Source organism: Pseudomonas sp. zbq_18, from assembly GCF_043102245.1.
Classification (GTDB): Bacteria; Pseudomonadota; Gammaproteobacteria; order Pseudomonadales; family Pseudomonadaceae; genus Aquipseudomonas.
Genome location: NZ_JBICIT010000005.1, coordinates 63,641 through 78,692, shown reverse-complemented (window position 1 = coordinate 78,692; position 15,052 = coordinate 63,641). Strand labels below are relative to the sequence as shown.

The following is a 15,052-nucleotide window of genomic DNA, read 5'->3' as shown; positions in this document are numbered from 1 at the left end:
CTCCGGGTCAGTCAAACACGGCATTGGCGAGGTTGTCGCCGCTGCGGGAAAGGTTGAGCAAAGCGACGATCAGCGCGGCGGCGCCAAGCGCGGCAGCAGCGATGGGCACGGCCGTCAGGCCCAGGCCCTGGGCGATCACTACGCCGCCCACCCAGGCACCAAGGGCATTGCCCAGGTTGAAGGCGCCGATATTCAGGGTGGCGACCAGGTTTGGAGCGCTGTGGCCGAAATTCATTACATTGATCTGCAGTGCCGGCACGGCGGCGAAGGCAGCCATGGCCCACAGCAGCAGGTTGAGTTCCAGGGGAATCAGGTGCGGGCTGCTCCAGCGCACTAGGGCGCTGAAGATAGCCAGCGCCAGCAGCACGCCGACCAGGGCGGCGGCCAGGTTGCGGTCGGCCAGGCGCCCGCCGATGACGTTGCCGAGGGTCAGGCCCAGGCCGATCAGCAGCAGCGTCCAGGTGATGCCGCGCGGCGATACGCCGGTGACGTCGCCCAGCAGCGGGGCGATGTAGGTAAACAGGGCGAACATGGTGGCGGAGAACAGCACCGTGGTCAGCAGCGCCAGCCACAGGCCGCTGCCGCGCAGGGCGCGCAGCTCGCTGCGTATGTCGCTGCGATGCTGTTCGCGTGGTTTGGGCAGCGCCCAGAACAGGCCGGCGAAGGCCAGCAGGCCGATGCCGGTCACCGCCCAGAAGGTGGCGCGCCAGCCGGCGTATTGGCCGAGCGCGGTGCCCAGTGGCACGCCGAGCACGTTGGCCAGGGTCAGGCCGGTGAACATCAGGGCCACGGCCGAGGCGCGGCGGTTCTCCGGCACCAGGCTGGCGGCAACCACCGAGCCGATGCCGAAGAAGGCACCGTGGCACAGGGCGGTGACGACACGGGCGAACATCAGCAGTTCATAGTCGGCGGCGGTGGCGCACAGCAGGTTGCCCAGCACGAAGATCGCCATCAGTACCAGCAGTGCCAGCTTGCGTGGCCAGTTGGCCGTGACCAGGGCCATGAACGGCGCGCCGAGGGCCACGCCCAGTGCGTAGCCGGTGACCAGCCAGCCGGCGCCGGGGATGGTCACGCCGAGGTCGGCGGCGACTTCGGGCAGCAGGCCCATGATGACGAATTCCGTGGTGCCGATGGCAAACGCGGACAGCGCGAGGACGAGAAGCGGTAACGGCATCGGGCCGGCTCCTGAGTGATTCGGGTAAGTTGTCCTGCCGCAGCAGGTCGTTCTTAGAGTTGGGCGTCGAGGTCGTGCAGGAAGGCCTGGATGGCGTCCTCGTTGCGTTTGTAGAAGCTCCACTGACCGACCTTGCGGCAGGTCACCAGGCCGGCGCGCTGCAGGGTGGCCAGGTGCGCGGAAACACTCGACTGCGACAGGCCGCAGCGCTCGAACTTGCCAGCGCAGACGCCGAGTTCCAGCGGGTGGTCCTGGTCGGCGAAGTGCTTTTCCGGCTCCTTCAGCCACTGCAGAATCTCGCGCCGCACGGGATGGGCGAGGGCCTTGATGATGTCGTCGAGGTCGTTCATGGCCGCGGGTCGTGTATCGGGTTGAGGCGAACTCTATATCGGGTTTGCCCGATATGCAGATCGTTTGTGCCGATACCGATCATCGACGGAGGTGATGTTTCCCTGGGCGGGAGTGAGCGAAGGCCGCCTCAGTCGGGCAGCGCGACGAAGTCGGCCTTGGCCCGTACGGCACAGTCCGGGCAGACGAAGTCCTCGGGCAGCGCTTCCCAGCGCGTGTCCGGCGGATGGCCTTCGTGGGGTTCGCCTGCCGCTTCGTCGTAGCAGTAACCGCACTCCGGGCACTGGTAGCGGCTCATGCCAGCTGCTCCTGCAGGCCGTAGCGGCGCATGAGCGGCGCGCGCAGGCCGGGCTGGAAGTTGATGCGCGTGACGTCGCCGTCCACGGCGCTGATCAGCCGGGGATTCATCAGGTGGAACCACAGTGGCGGCACATAGGCCACCAAGTACATGCCGAAGTAGCCGCTGGGCAGGCGCGGCAGGTCGGGGAAATTGCGCAGCGACTGGTAACGCCGGGTGGGATGGGCGTGATGATCAGAGTGACGCTGCAGGTGGAACAGCGCCCAGTTTGAGAACAGGTGATTGCTGTTCCAGGAGTGATGGGGCTGGCACACCTCGTAGCGCCCGCTGTCCAGGCGGCGCCGCAGCAGGCCGTAGTGTTCCAGGTAGTTGGCCGAGGTCAGCTGGAAGGCGCCCCAGAAAGCACTGAGCAGCAGGAAGGGCAGAATGCCGATGCCCAGGGCCAGCACCAGACCGCCGTACAGACCCAGGCTGATCAGCGCGGTTTGCAGGATCTCGTTGCGCAGCGACCAGGGACTTTTGCCGCAGCGGGCCAGACGTTCCTTCTCCAGGTGCCAGGCGCGCAGCAGGCCGCCCGGCAGCTCGCGCAGGGCGAAGCGGTAGATGGATTCACCCATGCGCGATGAGGCGCTGTCTTCAGGGGTGGCGACGTCGCGGTGGTGGCCGCGGTTGTGTTCGATGTAGAAGTGCCCATAGCAGCTCAGGGCCAGCGCCAGCTTGCCCAGCCAGCGCTCCAGTGGCGGCTTCTTGTGGCCCATCTCATGGCCGAGGTTGATGGCGAAGCCCAGGCCGCCGCCGGTATTGATGATCATCGCCAGCACGCCGCTCCAGCTCAGTGGCTGGCTGGCAACGAACGTGACCACCGCGATGAACGACAGCCACAGCACCGGAACCAGCAGGTAGGTGATCCAGCGGTAGTAGGGATCGGCCTCCAGCTGCGGCACTTCGGACTCTGGCGGGTTGCTCGGGTCCTCGCCGATCAGCGCATCGAGCAGCGGAATGCCGAAGTAGAAGAACAGCGGCGACAGCCACAGCCACAGTTCATTGGGCGACACCAGCAGGTATAACGCCGGGCCGACCAGACCCAGCGTGGGGACGAACAGTGACAGCAGCCACAGCGGGCGTTTGCGATCACGGTAGGGCAGGGCAGCAGCTTGGGCATCCATTGTTGTTCTCTCCTCGGTTCTTCGACCTGATGCCAGCATGCGCCGCCTCGGCGGGTGTGGTAACCGTTGAGGTGGGCAATAAATCGTCTTATGGTGACAGCCTTGCTGGATGCGGAGGCTGCCATGCCCTCGACCGAAGATTCCCTGCAACCCTGCCTGCACCCGATCTACGCGCGCATGCTGTGCGCCGCGTTGCAGCAGCGCGGTTTCACCCCTGAGCAGATTCTTGCCGGCACCGGGCTGGACTGGTCGCAGCTGCACGGCGACAACCGCAGCCTGTGCTTTGCCCAGATACAGCGCCTGATCCGGCGCGCCATTCAGCTGACCGACTGCCCTTGGCTGGGCTTGGAGATCGGCTGCGCCACCCAGGTCTCGGCCCATGGTCCGGTGGGCTACGCGGCGGTGGCCTGCGCTGATTTGCGCGGGGTGCTGCAGGTGGTCGAGCGCTTCAGTGTGTTGCGCATGAGCGGAATACGCCTGACCGGGCAGGCGCGGGACGGGCGCTACTGCATGACCGGTGATGAGGCGTTCGATCTGGGCGATGCCCGCGAACACATCCTGGCTACCATGGCCGGCACCGCGCTGCGTCTGCTGGATGCCGTATGCGGTGGGCTGGCGCTGGCGGAGCTGGAATTCAGCTTTCCCTTCGCCGAGCCGCCCTGGGCCGAGCGCTACCGTGAACGTCTGGGGCAGGTGACCTTCGCCGCGCCCGCCTATGGCGTCAGCCTGCCACTGCAGTGGCTGGATCGCCCCAGCCTGAGTGCCGATCCGCTGGCCGCGCGTACGGCGCTGCGCGATTGCGAACAATTACTGCAGGGTGCGCAGCGCGGTGGCGAATGGACGCGGCGGGTACAGCTGCGTCTGCTGGCGTGCGAGGGCCGTTATCCGACCCTGGAGCAGCTGGCCGGTGAGCTCAATCTGTCGGAACGCACCCTGATCCGCCGTTTGCGCGAGGAGGGCGTGCACTACCAGCAACTGCTCGACGAGGTGCGCCAGGAGCTGGCCTGCTGGTTGCTGCAGAACACCCCCATGAGCGTGGAGGCGATTGCTGAGCGGGTCGGCTATCAGGACAGCAGCAATTTCAGTCGCATCTTCCGTCGCTGGCTGGGCGTCACGCCCAGGGCCTGGCGCCAGGGGGCGGCGTGAACTACCTGGCCCACCTGCACCTGGGCGGCCCTGCACCGGCGCAGCTGCTCGGCAGCCTGTATGGCGATTTCGTCAAAGGGCGCCTGGACGGGCGCTTCCCGGCGCAGGTCGAGGCGGCAATTCGTCTGCACCGGCGCATCGATGCCTTTACCGATCAACATCCTCTGGTCGAACGCGCGCGGGCGCGCTTTCCCCGTGAGCGCCGGCGCACATCGGGGATTCTGCTGGATCTGTTCTTCGACCACTGCCTGGCGCGGGACTGGGCGGATTACGCGCACGAGCCGCTGTCGCTGTTCACCGAGCGGGTCTATCGGCTGCTGACGGTACAGCCGGATCTGCCGCAGCGCCTGGCCTTCATTGCCCCGCGCATGGCGGCGCAGGACTGGCTGGGCAGTTATCGGGACTTCGCCGTGCTGGAGCAGGTCTTGCTCGGCATGGGGCGGCGCCTGTCGCGCCCCGCGTTGCTGGACGGCGCCATGGCCGAGCTGGAGTCGCTATACGAACCGCTGGGTGAGGATTTTCGTGCCTTCTATCCCGAACTGCAGGCGTTTGTCGGTCGCGAGCGGCGCTAGTGGCTCAGGCCGGGGCGACTTCCAGGATGTGAATCTGCTCCGGCGTCGGATAGTGCCAGCGCACCTGCACATCCCATAGCTGCACGCCGTAGCGTCGCTGCGGCTCTGGCTGCTGGTAGGCCGGGCGCGGGTCCTGAGCCAGACACTGCTCGATCAGCTCGACCAGTGGCTCGCCCAGACGCTGGGCGTGCTGCTGCGCTTGTTGCAGCGCCGTATCGTCCCAGCTCACCGCGACCAGCGGAGGGGCGCTGTCGGCAATGGCGTTGTGCGCGGTGGCAACGTAGTCGGCGTAGGGTACGTAGGGCTTGATATCCAGCACCGGGGTGCCGTCCAGCAAGTCGATGCCGGATAACCACAGGCGGCCCGGCTCGACGCGCTCCAGCTTCACCACCGACTGGCCGATGCCGTTCGGGCGATGGGTGGCCCGGCTGGCGAACACCCCCAGCGAGGCATTGCCGCCCAGGCGCGGCGGACGCACCTTGAGGCGCGGCTTGTCCTCCAGCGCCTGGTGGAAGAGAAACAGCAGCCAGACATGGCTGACCTGCTCCAGCCCTTGTACTGCCTCCGCCCGGTCAAAGGGTGCAACCAGCTCCAATACGCCGCGGGCGGCAGGAGCCAGCTGCGGCTGGCGGGGAATGGCGAATTTCTCCTTGAAGCAGGAGCGCATGAAACCGATGGGATTGACGGAGTACGACATAGGGATACGCATGACGGGCTGTCCGCGCATGGTAGCGGATTGAGCGGCTGGCCAGTGGCTGCCGCTCGGCATTGCGCTTAGGAGCGACGCGGCAGCATGCGGGTCAGGGTGTTGTCACGGCTGATGTAGTGGTGGAACAGCGCTGCCGCCGCATGCAGGCCGATCAGCCAGTAGCCGGCTTCGGCGATCAGTACGTGCCAGTGCTCGATCTGCTCGGCCAGGTCGGGGTTCTTGCCGATCAATGCCGGCAGTTCCAGACCATAGAAAGGAATGGGCTTGCCCTTGGCACTGAGGATCAGCCAGCCGGCCAGGGGTAGACCGATCATCAGTGCATACAGCGCCAGGTGCATGAGCTTGGCCGGGATGGCTTGCCACAGCGGTACAGCCGGCACTATCTGCGGTGTGGGCGCGATCACGCGGGCCAGAAGACGCAGCCAGACCAGGGCAAAGACGGTCAGGCCAAACATGAAGTGGGCTTGTACCATCAAGGTGCGTCCGTCACTGCCCTTCGGGAAGAGGCTGCGGAATTCCATGGTGCAGTACACGGCGACGATCAGTACCAGCATCAGCCAGTGCAGGGCAATGGACAGGCTGCCATAGCGGTGTTCGGTATTCTTCCAGCTCATGCTGCGTCCTCGAGGGTGGCTTTGATGTGTGCAGCATAGGCAGCCTTTCTTAAGAAAGGCTGAGGACACTTTTCTCGACGCAAAAGAAAACGCCCCGATCAGTTGTCTGATCAGGGCGTTTGGTAGCTGGTTGCGGGAGCCGGATTTGAACCGACGACCTTCGGGTTATGAGCCCGACGAGCTACCAGACTGCTCCATCCCGCGGCCGCCATTCTATGTATTTGGAAGGCTGTGTCAATCAATTTCTGCTTTTTAATCAAAACGTTAAATCGCAGGCAAAGAAAAAGGCCACTCAGTTGAGTGGCCTTTTGGTAGCTGGTTGCGGGAGCCGGATTTGAACCGACGACCTTCGGGTTATGAGCCCGACGAGCTACCAGACTGCTCCATCCCGCGGCCGCCATTCTACTGTCGAACGACTTCATGTCAACCGGTTTTTCAGAAAAAGTGTTTTTCGTTCAGATGCTTAGCGCGTGGCGGGTGATAGACTCCAGGCTTTCAGGGCATGCCACACGGGGCTTTGCGGCATTCGTGCGCAAGATCATCCACATCGACTGCGACTGTTTTTACGCCGCCATCGAAATGCGCGACGATCCGCGCCTGGCCGGCAAGCCGCTGGCGGTTGGCGGGGCGGCAGACCGGCGTGGGGTGATCGCCACCTGCAACTACGAGGCGCGGGCCTGGGGGGTGCGTTCGGCGATGCCCACCGGGCAGGCGCTTAAGCTCTGCCCGGATCTGCTGGTGGTCAGGCCGAGGTTCGATGCCTACAAGGCGGCCTCCCGGGATATTCACGCAATCTTCCGCGATTACACCGAGATCATTGAGCCTCTATCGCTGGACGAGGCCTATCTGGATGTTTCCGCCAGCCCGCATTTCGCCGGTAGTGCTACACGCATTGCCCAGGAGATCCGCCGGCGGGTGTCGCAGGAGCTGCATATCACCGTGTCCGCCGGGGTGGCACCAAACAAATTCCTGGCCAAGATCGCCAGCGACTGGCGCAAACCCAATGGGCTGTTCGTGATCACCCCGGAGCAGGTCGAGGCGTTCGTCGCCGAGCTCCCCGTGAGCAAGCTGCATGGTGTGGGCAAGGTCACCGCGGACAAATTGGGGCGCCTGGGCATAGGCACCTGTCTGGATCTGCGGGATTGGAGCAAGCTGGCCCTGGCCCGCGAGTTCGGCAGTTTCGGTGAGCGCCTGTGGAGTCTGGCAAGGGGCGTGGACGAGCGTCCCGTGCAGGTCAACAGCCGGCGCCAGTCGCTGAGCGTTGAGAACACATTCGACCAGGATCTGCCGGATTTGGCGGCCTGCCTGGAACAGCTCCCGACGCTGCTGGAAGAGCTCAATGGACGGCTGTCGCGACTGGATAGCAGCTACCGGCCGGACAAACCGTTCGTCAAAGTGAAGTTCCACGACTTCAGTCAGACCACCCTGGAACAGGCCGGCGCCAGTCGTGAACTGGACAGCTATCGGCGGCTGTTGAGCGCCGCCTTTGCGCGCGGCAACAAGCCGGTGCGGCTGCTGGGCGTGGGGGTTCGCCTGCTCGATCTGCGCGGCCGGCAGGAGCAGTTGGTGCTGTTCGAGTAGGGCAGTAGCGCGGATGTAATCGGCGGGTTGCCGGCTTTCCCGGATTGCATGCGGGCTACTGCTGTTCTGCGCGCGGGGCTTCGCCTTGCTCAGCCCAGCTTGTGGTTACGCGGGATTCTCAGCCTTCTTCCGGCCACAGGCGGATCGGTTTGCCGCTGGCGGGCCAGAGTTGCAGTTGGCCGGTGGCGGAGAAGTCCCAGCGCTGTACCTGGCCGAGGGCTTGGAGGAAGCGCTGCTCCTGCTCCATCAACGCTGGTGGGCACATCTTGCGGGTAGATCCGGCCTGCTCGAACCTTAGTGTGTCGCCGTCGCGCTGGTAGCCGGCGAACCAGTGGTTGCAGCCGGCGCTACCATAGGCACGGCCGTCCGCGCCGAGGGTGATGGTCAGGTGGCTGCGGTCGATCAACGGTCGCTCGCCGATCCATTCCACTCGGTAGGCCTTGTCGCTTTCAAGTTGCGGGCCGCTGGCGCAGGCGCTCAGGCCGGCCAGTAGCAGGGTGGCGATCAGGGGGTGTTTCATGCGCTTTGCTCCTTGCACGCGGGGCAGAGGTGTTGGCCGCGCTGACTTGCCCAGCCTAGCTCTTGCAGGCGGGCTTCGGCGGCGGCTGGGTAGGCTTTTTCGCCCAGACTGGCGTCGGCGGCGAATTCCAGTTCGATGCGTTGGTCGCAGCCATCGCAGGCCACTTGCCAATTGAGGATGGCCAGCTCGCGGAAGGCCGGGCCGCTGGCCACGGCCATCCACTGTCCTGGTGGGTTGATCAGGTGGCGGACTTTTTCCACCGCCAGGCTCATCGACAGGTCGCGGCTGCCCTTGAGAGTGACCAACAGGGTGTCGCCAGCCTGGATGGCGCCACCGTTGCCGGTGACCTGATAGCGACCGGGAGCCAGGGCGCGGCATTCGGTGAGGGTGTGCTGCGGGCTAAGCAGGGAGTAGCGGAAATCGTGGGTGGTCATGAAGCCTCCTGAGTTGGCGGCGATGCTATCACGCGTTGCTGCTCACCCGATAGCTCGGCGTGCCGGCGAGCCAGGCGGCGACGTTGCTCAGTGTGGTGGCGGCAATGGCAGCCAGGGCTTCCCGGGTGAGGAAGGCCTGGTGGGCGGTGACGATGACATTGGGGAAGGTCAGCAGGCGGGCCAGTACGTCGTCCTGCAGCGGCAGGTCGGAGCGATCCTCGAAGAACAGCTCGGCTTCCTCTTCATAGACGTCCAGGCCCAGGTAGCCAAGCTGGCCGCTTTTCAGGGCGCCGATCAGCGCCGGCGTATCGACCAGGGCACCGCGCCCGGTGTTGATCAGCATGGCGCCGCGTTTCATCTGCGCCAGGCGCTGGGTGTTGATGAGGTGGCGGCTGCCGTCGTTCAGGGGGCAGTGCAGGCTGATGATGTCGCTTTCGCTCACCAACTGCTCCAGGAGCACCTGATGGATGGTCAGTCCTGGCAGCTCGCCCAGGGGGTACGGATCGTATACCCGTAACTGGCAGCCGAAGCCGGTCATGATGCGGGCGAAGGCCTGGCCGATCTGCCCGCAGCCGATGATCCCGACGATCTTGCCATGCAGGTCGAAACCGGTCAGCCCGTGCAGGCTGAAGTCGCCTTCGCGGGTACGGTTGAAGGCGCGGTGGATGCGCCGGTTGAGGGCCAGGATCAGCGCCACGGCGTGCTCGGCCACGGCATAGGGCGAGTAGGCGGGGACGCGTACCACGCACAAACCCAGGCGTTCGGCGGCCTGCAGGTCGACGTGGTTGTAGCCGGCCGAGCGCAGGGCGATCAGGCGCGTGCCAGCGGCGGCCAGGCGCTCCAGTACGGGGGCGGAGAGGTCGTCGTTGATAAAGGCGCAGACTACCTCGGCCCCTTCGGCCAGAGCGGCGGAGTCGTAGCGCAGCAGGCACTCCTGAAACTCCAGTTGCCAGCCCTCAGCCAGGGGGTGAGCGAGGAAGCTGCTGCGGTCGTAGGGCTTGCTGCTGAACAGGACGATGCGCATGGGGGCTCCTTCAGGCGTCGACCAAGGCCTGCTCGGCCAGACGAGCGATGGCGGCGTCCAGCTCGTCGAGAGCCGCCGCGGCATCGGGATCTTCCTGCTTGAGCAGGGTCTCGCTGCGCTGGCAGGCAGCCCGCAACTGCGGCACGCCACAGTAACGGGTAGCACCGTGCAGGCGGTGCACGCGCTCGATCAGGGCGTTGCGCTCGCCGCTTTCCCGAGCCTGGCGGATGGCCTGGCGATCGGCCGGCAGACCAGCCAGCAGCATGCTCAGCATGTCGGCGGCCAGGTCAGCCTTGCCGGCTGCCAAACGCAGGCCTTCCTCGGGATCGAGTACCTGCAGGCTGCTGCTGATGGGCTGGACGGGGCGAGCCGGACGTTGCTGGTCGCGCAGCGGCAGACCGGTCCACTTGAGTACCACCTGGGCCAGTTGGCGCTCGTTGATCGGTTTGGTCAGGTAGTCATCCATGCCGCTTTGCAGCAGGGCGCGCTTTTCATTGGCCAGGGCATGGGCGGTCAGGGCTACGATCGGCAACGGACTGCGCTCGCGCTCCTGTTCCCAGCGGCGAATCGCCTCGGTGGCCTGGCGACCGTCCATGCCTGGCATCTGCACGTCCATGAACACCAGATCGAAGGCTTGCTGCTGGACGGCGTCGACCGCCGCCTGGCCGCTGTCGACGGCCAGTACTTCGGCGCCCAGGTCGTCGAGCAGGGTCCGGACCAGCAGCAGGTTGGCCGGGTTGTCGTCGACACAGAGAATCTGCGGTGCGCGGCTGGGCGGTATGGCTTGGGACTGGGCAGTTGGCTGGCGCGGGCCGAGCAACTCGGCAAGGCCGCGCAGCAACTTGCGCGTGCAGGCCGGTTTGGCCTGCAGTTGCAGATGACTACCCGGTAAGGCTTCGTGGTAGCTCGCCTGCTCGGTGGTGGGGCAGAGCACCAGGGCCTTGCAGCCCAGGCGTTCGAGATCCCACAGGCGTGGCGCCAGCTGTTGGGGGGGGAGTTCCGCCAGGCTGGCGGAGATCACTGCCAGCTCTATCGCCTCGGTGTGACGGGCCTGGCTGACCTGCTCCAGCAATTGTTCGAGATCGGCGCATTCGAGCACTTTCAGTTCGCAGTCTTCGAGCTGATGACGCAGGGCCTGGCGGGTCAGTTCATGGGGCTCCAGCAGGGCAATGCGGCGGTTCATCAGCGGGGCGCGGGGCAGATCTTCGCCATCGTCACGGGCCTTGGGCAGGCTCAGGCTGATCCAGAACTCCGAGCCGCTGTCCGGGGTGCTGTCGACACCGATCTCGCCGCCCATCTGTTCGATCAGGCGTTTGGAGATCACCAGGCCGAGCCCGGTGCCGCCGGCCTGGCGGCTCAGCGAGTTGTCGGCCTGACTAAAGGCCTGGAACAGCGCGCGCAGGTCTTCGTCGGAGAGGCCGACGCCGGTGTCCTGCACGCTGATGCGCAGCTGGGCGCGGTCGGCACTTTCGTCCTCGACCATGGCGCGCACCACGATGCTGCCTGCGTGGGTGAACTTGATGGCATTGCTGACCAGGTTGGTCAGCACCTGGCGCAGGCGCAGCGGGTCGCCCTGCAGGCTCAGCGGGGTGTCGCGGTAGATCAGGCTGACCAGCTCCAGCTGTTTGTCGTGGGCGGCCGGGGCGAGGATGGTCAGGCAATCCTGGATCAGGTCGCGCAGGTTGAACGGGATGCTTTCCAGGATGAGTTTGCCGGCCTCGATCTTGGAGAAGTCGAGCACCTCGTTGATGATGCCCAGCAGGCTTTCCGCCGAGTTCTCGATGGTGCCCAGGTAGTCGCGCTGGCGCGAGGTCAGCTCGCTCTTCTGCAACAGACCGGTGAAGCCGATGATGCCGTTGAGCGGGGTGCGGATCTCGTGGCTCATGTTGGCCAGAAACTCGGACTTGATACGGCTGGCCTCCAGGGCTTCCTTGCGCGCCATGTCCAGCTCGATGTTCTGGATTTCGATGGTCTCCAGGTTCTGGCGAACGTCCTCGGTGGCCTGATCGATGCTGTGCTGCAGTTCTTCCTGGGCGTTCTGCAGGGATTCGGCCATGCGGTTGATGCCAGCGGCCAGGGCGTCCAGTTCGTGGTCGCCCAGGGCCGGTAGACGAGTTTCCAGCTGGCCATCCTTCAATAGATTGACGCCTTGCTGGATGCTGCGCAGTGGGTCGCTGATGGCGCGGCTCAGGCGCAGGGCGAGCAGGGCGGTGATGGTCAGGCCGGCGAGGATCAGCAGCAGGCTGACCAGCAGGTTGCGGTAGCCCTGCAGCAGGGTTCGATGATGCGACAGCTCCAGCTCGACCCAGCCCAGTAGGCGGTCGGCGCCGGCGGCCTGATCCGTGTCGGGCAGGCTCTGGTGGCGACCGAAGACCGGCATCAGGAAGCGCGTGGTGTCATCGAGGCTACTGCTGGTCAGCGGCTCCACGGTGGCCTGGGGCGGCGGGCTGAGCATGTCCGGGCCGGCCTGGGCCAGGCGCTGGCGGTTGGCCGAGAGAAAGCCGACGGCACGCACGTCTGGCTGGTTCAGCGCCTCGTTGGCCAGGCGCACCAGCTGCGAGGCGTCGTTGCGTGCCAGGGCAGGGGCCGCCAGTGAGGCCAGATGGCGTACCGCCAGCTCGCCGCGCTCCTGCAGCTGGTGATTCAGGTCAGCCAGCTGTACCCAGGTAAAGTAGCCGCCAAGCACCAGTGCCAGCAGGCTGGTGGGAAGCAGGGTGAGCAGCAGCACGCGGCCCTTGATGCCGAGATCCTTGAACACAGCACTCTCCATTGCGGGTGTTGCCTGCAGTTTAGCGATTAGTCGAGTGGGAAGCTGCAGTGGTGTGTGGTGCGCTCGCCGTTGCGTGCCCCTTTACGCCTGCCTGCCGGTGACGGTTCTGGTGTTGATCGAGGCGGGTTGGCCAGTAGGGTGCGGGGGCTGCAAAAACTATCTATGCCCAGCCGGCGAGCTGGGGGAGCAGTGGAGGCAGGTGTTGCCGGGCTGTGGCCTGAACGTTGGCGCCGCTGAGCGGCGTGTCCGTGCCGATATGGTCGACGGCGGTTTGCCGGTATCATGGCGGCCCTGTTTGATGAACGGATGGCCGCCTTGCCATGACCTTGCAGTTCCCCACCATCGCCGACTGCATCGGCAATACCCCGCTGGTTCGCCTGCAACGCCTGCCCGGCAACACCAGCAACACCCTGTTGGTAAAGCTGGAGGGCAACAACCCGGCCGGTTCGGTGAAGGATCGCCCGGCACTGTCGATGATCACCCGTGCCGAACTGCGTGGGGACATCCAGCCCGGCGACACCCTGATCGAGGCCACCAGTGGCAACACCGGCATCGCCCTGGCGATGGCAGCGGCGATCAAGGGCTACCGGATGATCCTGATCATGCCGGACAACTCCACCGCCGAACGCAAGTGGGCGATGACCGCCTACGGCGCCGAGCTGATCCTGGTGAGCAAGGAGCAGGGCATGGAGGGCGCCCGTGATCTGGCGCTGCAGATGCAGGCCGAGGGCAAGGGCAAGGTGCTCGACCAGTTTGCCAACGGCGACAACCCCGAGGCGCACTATCACGGCACCGGCCCGGAAATCTGGCAGCAGACCGGCGGGCGCATCACCCACTTCATCAGCTCGATGGGCACCACCGGCACCATCATGGGTACCTCGCGTTACCTCAAGGAACAGAACCCGGCAATCCAGATCGTCGGCCTGCAGCCACAGGAAGGCTCGGCCATTCCGGGTATCCGCCGCTGGCCGGAGGAATACCTGCCGAAGATCTACCAGGCCGAGCGTGTCGACCAGGTGATGGATATGTCCCAGGCCGAGGCCGAGCACGTCATGCGTCGCCTGGCGCGCGAGGAAGGCATCTTCTGTGGTGTGTCCTCGGGTGGCTCGGTGGCCGGCATGCTGCGGCTGTCGCAGCAGGTGGAGAACGCGGTGCTGGTGGCGATCATCTGCGACCGTGGCGATCGCTACCTGTCTACCGGTGTCTACGAAGATCCGCAGCAATAATGAAGTACGGGATGGCAGCCGCCGCCCTCTGATAAATAGGTAATGAAGATGGCCAAGCGCAGCGGCGGTTTGCGTTTCCAGCCCAGTGGTGGCGAACGCAAGGCGCAGGTGCCGGTGGGCAAGAAGCAGAAGCTCGACATCGAGCGCCTGGCTAACGATGGCCGCGGTATCGGTTTCGTCGATGGACGTAGCTGGTTCGTGGCTGGCGCGTTGCCCGGTGAAGAGGTCGAGGCCCGCGTACTGGCTACTCGCGCCCAGGTCGTGGAGGCGCGCACCGAGCGCGTGCTGCGCGCCGTCGAACAACGCCGTCAGCCGCCTTGTGCCCATGCCGGCCAGTGCGGCGGTTGCACCCTGCAGCACCTGCCCCATGGCGAGCAGCTCGCCCTGAAACAGCGCAGCCTGACCGAGCAGTTGCAGCGGGTTGCCGGTGTGCAGCCCGACGAATGGGCGGCGCCGCTGGTCGGTTCCGAATTCGCCTATCGCCGCCGCGCTCGTATCGCCGTGCGCTGGGACGTCAAGAACAAGCATCTGGACGTTGGCTTCCGCGCCGCCTCCAGCCAGGACATTGTTGCTATTGGCGACTGCCCGGTACTGGTACAGCCCTTGCAAACACTGTTGCGCGCGTTACCGGCGCAGCTGCGTGGTTTGGACAAGCCCCAGGCCATCGGTCATGTCGAACTGTTTCACGGCACCCGGTCCGCCATGCTCGTACGCCATACGGCGTCGCTGGGCGAGGCCGATCTGCTGCGCCTGCGCGCCTTTTGCAGCGAGCACGCCGCCCAGCTGTGGCTGCAGGGGAGTGGTGAGCCGGAGGCCGACCAGCAGGGGCAAAGACTGGGTTATCGCCTGGAGCCCTGGAACCTGGAGCTGCAATACCGGCCGGGGGATTTCGTGCAGGTCAACGGGCAGGTCAATCAGGCCATGGTCGAACAGGCGCTAGACTGGATGGCGCCGCACACTGGTGAGCGGGTCCTGGATCTGTTCTGCGGCCTGGGCAATTTCGCCCTGCCGTTGGCGCAGACGGTGGCCGAAGTGGTGGCGGTGGAGGGCGTCGAGGTCATGGTGCAGCGGGCACAGGCCAACGCCGAGGATAATGGTCTGGGCAATGCGCACTTTTTCCAGGCCGATCTGTCGAAGCCGCTGGCCGAGGCACACTGGGCATCCCGGGGCTTCGACGCGATATTGCTCGACCCGCCGCGTGACGGCGCGCTCGAGGTGGTCAAAGGGATTCATCGGCTGGGTGCGCGGCGCCTGGTCTATGTGTCCTGCAACCCGGCAACCTTGGCGCGCGATACCGCCGAACTGGTGGCGCAGGGTTACCGGTTGAAACGGGCCGGGATTCTCGACATGTTCCCGCAGACGGCACATGTGGAGGCGATGGCGTTATTCGAGGCGAGCTAGGACGCTCGCTTAATCCGACTGGCCCATAGAAGGCCAGAGATCATCCGGCAGGGCTGCGGCCCGCCGTAG

At 65.5% G+C, this 15,052-nt stretch carries 15 protein-coding genes and 2 tRNA genes; 5 read left to right on the top strand and 12 right to left on the bottom strand.

Annotated features, from left to right (window positions below; translation table 11 throughout):
• Positions 1–7: 7 nt before the first annotated feature.
• The 4 genes from ACF8C6_RS03535 to ACF8C6_RS03520 form a co-directional block, all read right to left on the bottom strand.
• On the bottom strand, positions 8–1,174 hold the full coding sequence (locus ACF8C6_RS03535; RefSeq protein WP_392498020.1) for an MFS transporter: 1,167 nt from the start codon (positions 1,172–1,174) through the stop codon (positions 8–10).
• 53 nt (positions 1,175–1,227) lie between these two features.
• Positions 1,228–1,524, bottom strand: a complete 297-nt coding sequence (locus ACF8C6_RS03530) for a helix-turn-helix transcriptional regulator (protein ID WP_277688667.1) — start codon at positions 1,522–1,524, stop codon at positions 1,228–1,230.
• A 128-nt stretch (positions 1,525–1,652) separates the two neighbouring features.
• Positions 1,653–1,820 (bottom strand): rubredoxin, encoded by a 168-nt coding sequence (locus tag ACF8C6_RS03525; protein ID WP_392498019.1) that lies wholly within the window; start codon positions 1,818–1,820, stop codon positions 1,653–1,655.
• Positions 1,817–2,986, bottom strand: coding sequence for an alkane 1-monooxygenase (locus ACF8C6_RS03520; RefSeq protein ID WP_392498018.1), 1,170 nt, complete (start codon positions 2,984–2,986; stop codon positions 1,817–1,819). Before ACF8C6_RS03520 ends, ACF8C6_RS03525 begins: the two co-directional genes overlap by 4 nt.
• Positions 2,987–3,109: 123 nt before the next feature.
• Between ACF8C6_RS03520 and ACF8C6_RS03515 the strand changes: the two genes are divergently transcribed.
• Together ACF8C6_RS03515 and ACF8C6_RS03510 are read left to right on the top strand one after the other, a co-directional pair.
• Positions 3,110–4,132: an AraC family transcriptional regulator gene (locus ACF8C6_RS03515; RefSeq protein ID WP_392498017.1), complete on the top strand. Its 1,023-nt coding sequence runs from the start codon at positions 3,110–3,112 to the stop codon at positions 4,130–4,132.
• Complete coding sequence (locus ACF8C6_RS03510; RefSeq protein ID WP_392498016.1) at positions 4,129–4,704, top strand: ACP phosphodiesterase; 576 nt, start codon at positions 4,129–4,131, stop codon at positions 4,702–4,704. Before ACF8C6_RS03515 ends, ACF8C6_RS03510 begins: the two co-directional genes overlap by 4 nt.
• Before the next feature lie 4 nt (positions 4,705–4,708).
• Here ACF8C6_RS03510 and tsaA read toward each other — a convergent pair whose 3' ends face one another.
• The 4 genes from tsaA to ACF8C6_RS03490 all read right to left on the bottom strand — a co-directional run bounded on the left by tsaA (position 4,709) and on the right by ACF8C6_RS03490 (position 6,420).
• Positions 4,709–5,401, bottom strand: a complete 693-nt coding sequence (gene tsaA, locus ACF8C6_RS03505) for a tRNA (N6-threonylcarbamoyladenosine(37)-N6)-methyltransferase TrmO (RefSeq protein WP_392498015.1) — start codon at positions 5,399–5,401, stop codon at positions 4,709–4,711.
• Between the two features lie 77 nt (positions 5,402–5,478).
• Positions 5,479–6,027 carry a cytochrome b gene (locus ACF8C6_RS03500; protein WP_277688673.1) on the bottom strand — a complete coding sequence of 183 codons (549 nt, stop codon included), beginning with the start codon at positions 6,025–6,027 and terminating at the stop codon, positions 5,479–5,481.
• 127 nt (positions 6,028–6,154) lie between these two features.
• A tRNA-Met gene (locus tag ACF8C6_RS03495) sits at positions 6,155–6,231 on the bottom strand.
• A gap of 112 nt (positions 6,232–6,343) precedes the next feature.
• Positions 6,344–6,420, bottom strand: a tRNA-Met gene (locus ACF8C6_RS03490).
• Between the two features lie 135 nt (positions 6,421–6,555).
• On the opposite strand from ACF8C6_RS03490, the gene dinB reads away from it, so the two are divergent.
• Entirely contained in the window at positions 6,556–7,608 is a 1,053-nt protein-coding gene (dinB, locus tag ACF8C6_RS03485; protein ID WP_392498014.1) for a DNA polymerase IV, read from the top strand.
• Between the two features lie 118 nt (positions 7,609–7,726).
• Here the strand turns inward: dinB and ACF8C6_RS03480 are convergent, their stop codons facing one another.
• Genes ACF8C6_RS03480 through ACF8C6_RS03465 form a run of 4 tightly spaced genes read right to left on the bottom strand, consistent with a single transcriptional unit; the run spans position 7,727 to position 12,344 of the window.
• A complete protein-coding gene (locus tag ACF8C6_RS03480) occupies positions 7,727–8,128 on the bottom strand; it encodes an META domain-containing protein (RefSeq protein WP_277688675.1) in 402 nt (133 codons plus the stop codon).
• Entirely contained in the window at positions 8,125–8,562 is a 438-nt protein-coding gene (locus tag ACF8C6_RS03475; RefSeq protein WP_392498013.1) for a hypothetical protein, read from the bottom strand. The genes ACF8C6_RS03480 and ACF8C6_RS03475 overlap by 4 nt, the downstream gene beginning before the upstream one ends.
• A gap of 28 nt (positions 8,563–8,590) precedes the next feature.
• The gene (locus ACF8C6_RS03470) at positions 8,591–9,586 is read right to left on the bottom strand and encodes a 2-hydroxyacid dehydrogenase (RefSeq protein WP_392498012.1); all 996 of its coding nucleotides are present in this window, start codon (positions 9,584–9,586) and stop codon (positions 8,591–8,593) included.
• 10 nt (positions 9,587–9,596) lie between these two features.
• Positions 9,597–12,344 carry a response regulator gene (locus ACF8C6_RS03465; RefSeq protein WP_392498011.1) on the bottom strand — a complete coding sequence of 916 codons (2,748 nt, stop codon included), beginning with the start codon at positions 12,342–12,344 and terminating at the stop codon, positions 9,597–9,599.
• A gap of 332 nt (positions 12,345–12,676) precedes the next feature.
• Between ACF8C6_RS03465 and cysM the strand changes: the two genes are divergently transcribed.
• Both cysM and rlmD read left to right on the top strand, forming a co-directional pair.
• A complete protein-coding gene (gene cysM, locus ACF8C6_RS03460) occupies positions 12,677–13,582 on the top strand; it encodes a cysteine synthase CysM (RefSeq protein ID WP_277688679.1) in 906 nt (301 codons plus the stop codon).
• Between the two features lie 48 nt (positions 13,583–13,630).
• The gene (rlmD, locus tag ACF8C6_RS03455) at positions 13,631–14,983 is read left to right on the top strand and encodes a 23S rRNA (uracil(1939)-C(5))-methyltransferase RlmD (RefSeq protein ID WP_392498010.1); all 1,353 of its coding nucleotides are present in this window, start codon (positions 13,631–13,633) and stop codon (positions 14,981–14,983) included.
• Positions 14,984–15,052: the final 69 nt, after the last annotated feature.

Coding starts and splice junctions, on each gene's coding strand:
- ACF8C6_RS03535 (WP_392498020.1), bottom strand. CDS start 1,174: ATGCCGTTACCGCTTCTCGTCCTCGCGCTGTCCGCGTTTGCCATCGGC.
- ACF8C6_RS03530 (WP_277688667.1), bottom strand. CDS start 1,524: ATGAACGACCTCGACGACATCATCAAGGCCCTCGCCCATCCCGTGCGG.
- ACF8C6_RS03525 (WP_392498019.1), bottom strand. CDS start 1,820: ATGAGCCGCTACCAGTGCCCGGAGTGCGGTTACTGCTACGACGAAGCG.
- ACF8C6_RS03520 (WP_392498018.1), bottom strand. CDS start 2,986: ATGGATGCCCAAGCTGCTGCCCTGCCCTACCGTGATCGCAAACGCCCG.
- ACF8C6_RS03515 (WP_392498017.1), top strand. CDS start 3,110: ATGCCCTCGACCGAAGATTCCCTGCAACCCTGCCTGCACCCGATCTAC.
- tsaA (WP_392498015.1), bottom strand. CDS start 5,401: ATGTCGTACTCCGTCAATCCCATCGGTTTCATGCGCTCCTGCTTCAAG.
- ACF8C6_RS03500 (WP_277688673.1), bottom strand. CDS start 6,027: ATGAGCTGGAAGAATACCGAACACCGCTATGGCAGCCTGTCCATTGCC.
- ACF8C6_RS03480 (WP_277688675.1), bottom strand. CDS start 8,128: ATGAAACACCCCCTGATCGCCACCCTGCTACTGGCCGGCCTGAGCGCC.
- ACF8C6_RS03475 (WP_392498013.1), bottom strand. CDS start 8,562: ATGACCACCCACGATTTCCGCTACTCCCTGCTTAGCCCGCAGCACACC.
- ACF8C6_RS03470 (WP_392498012.1), bottom strand. CDS start 9,586: ATGCGCATCGTCCTGTTCAGCAGCAAGCCCTACGACCGCAGCAGCTTC.
- cysM (WP_277688679.1), top strand. CDS start 12,677: ATGACCTTGCAGTTCCCCACCATCGCCGACTGCATCGGCAATACCCCG.
- rlmD (WP_392498010.1), top strand. CDS start 13,631: ATGGCCAAGCGCAGCGGCGGTTTGCGTTTCCAGCCCAGTGGTGGCGAA.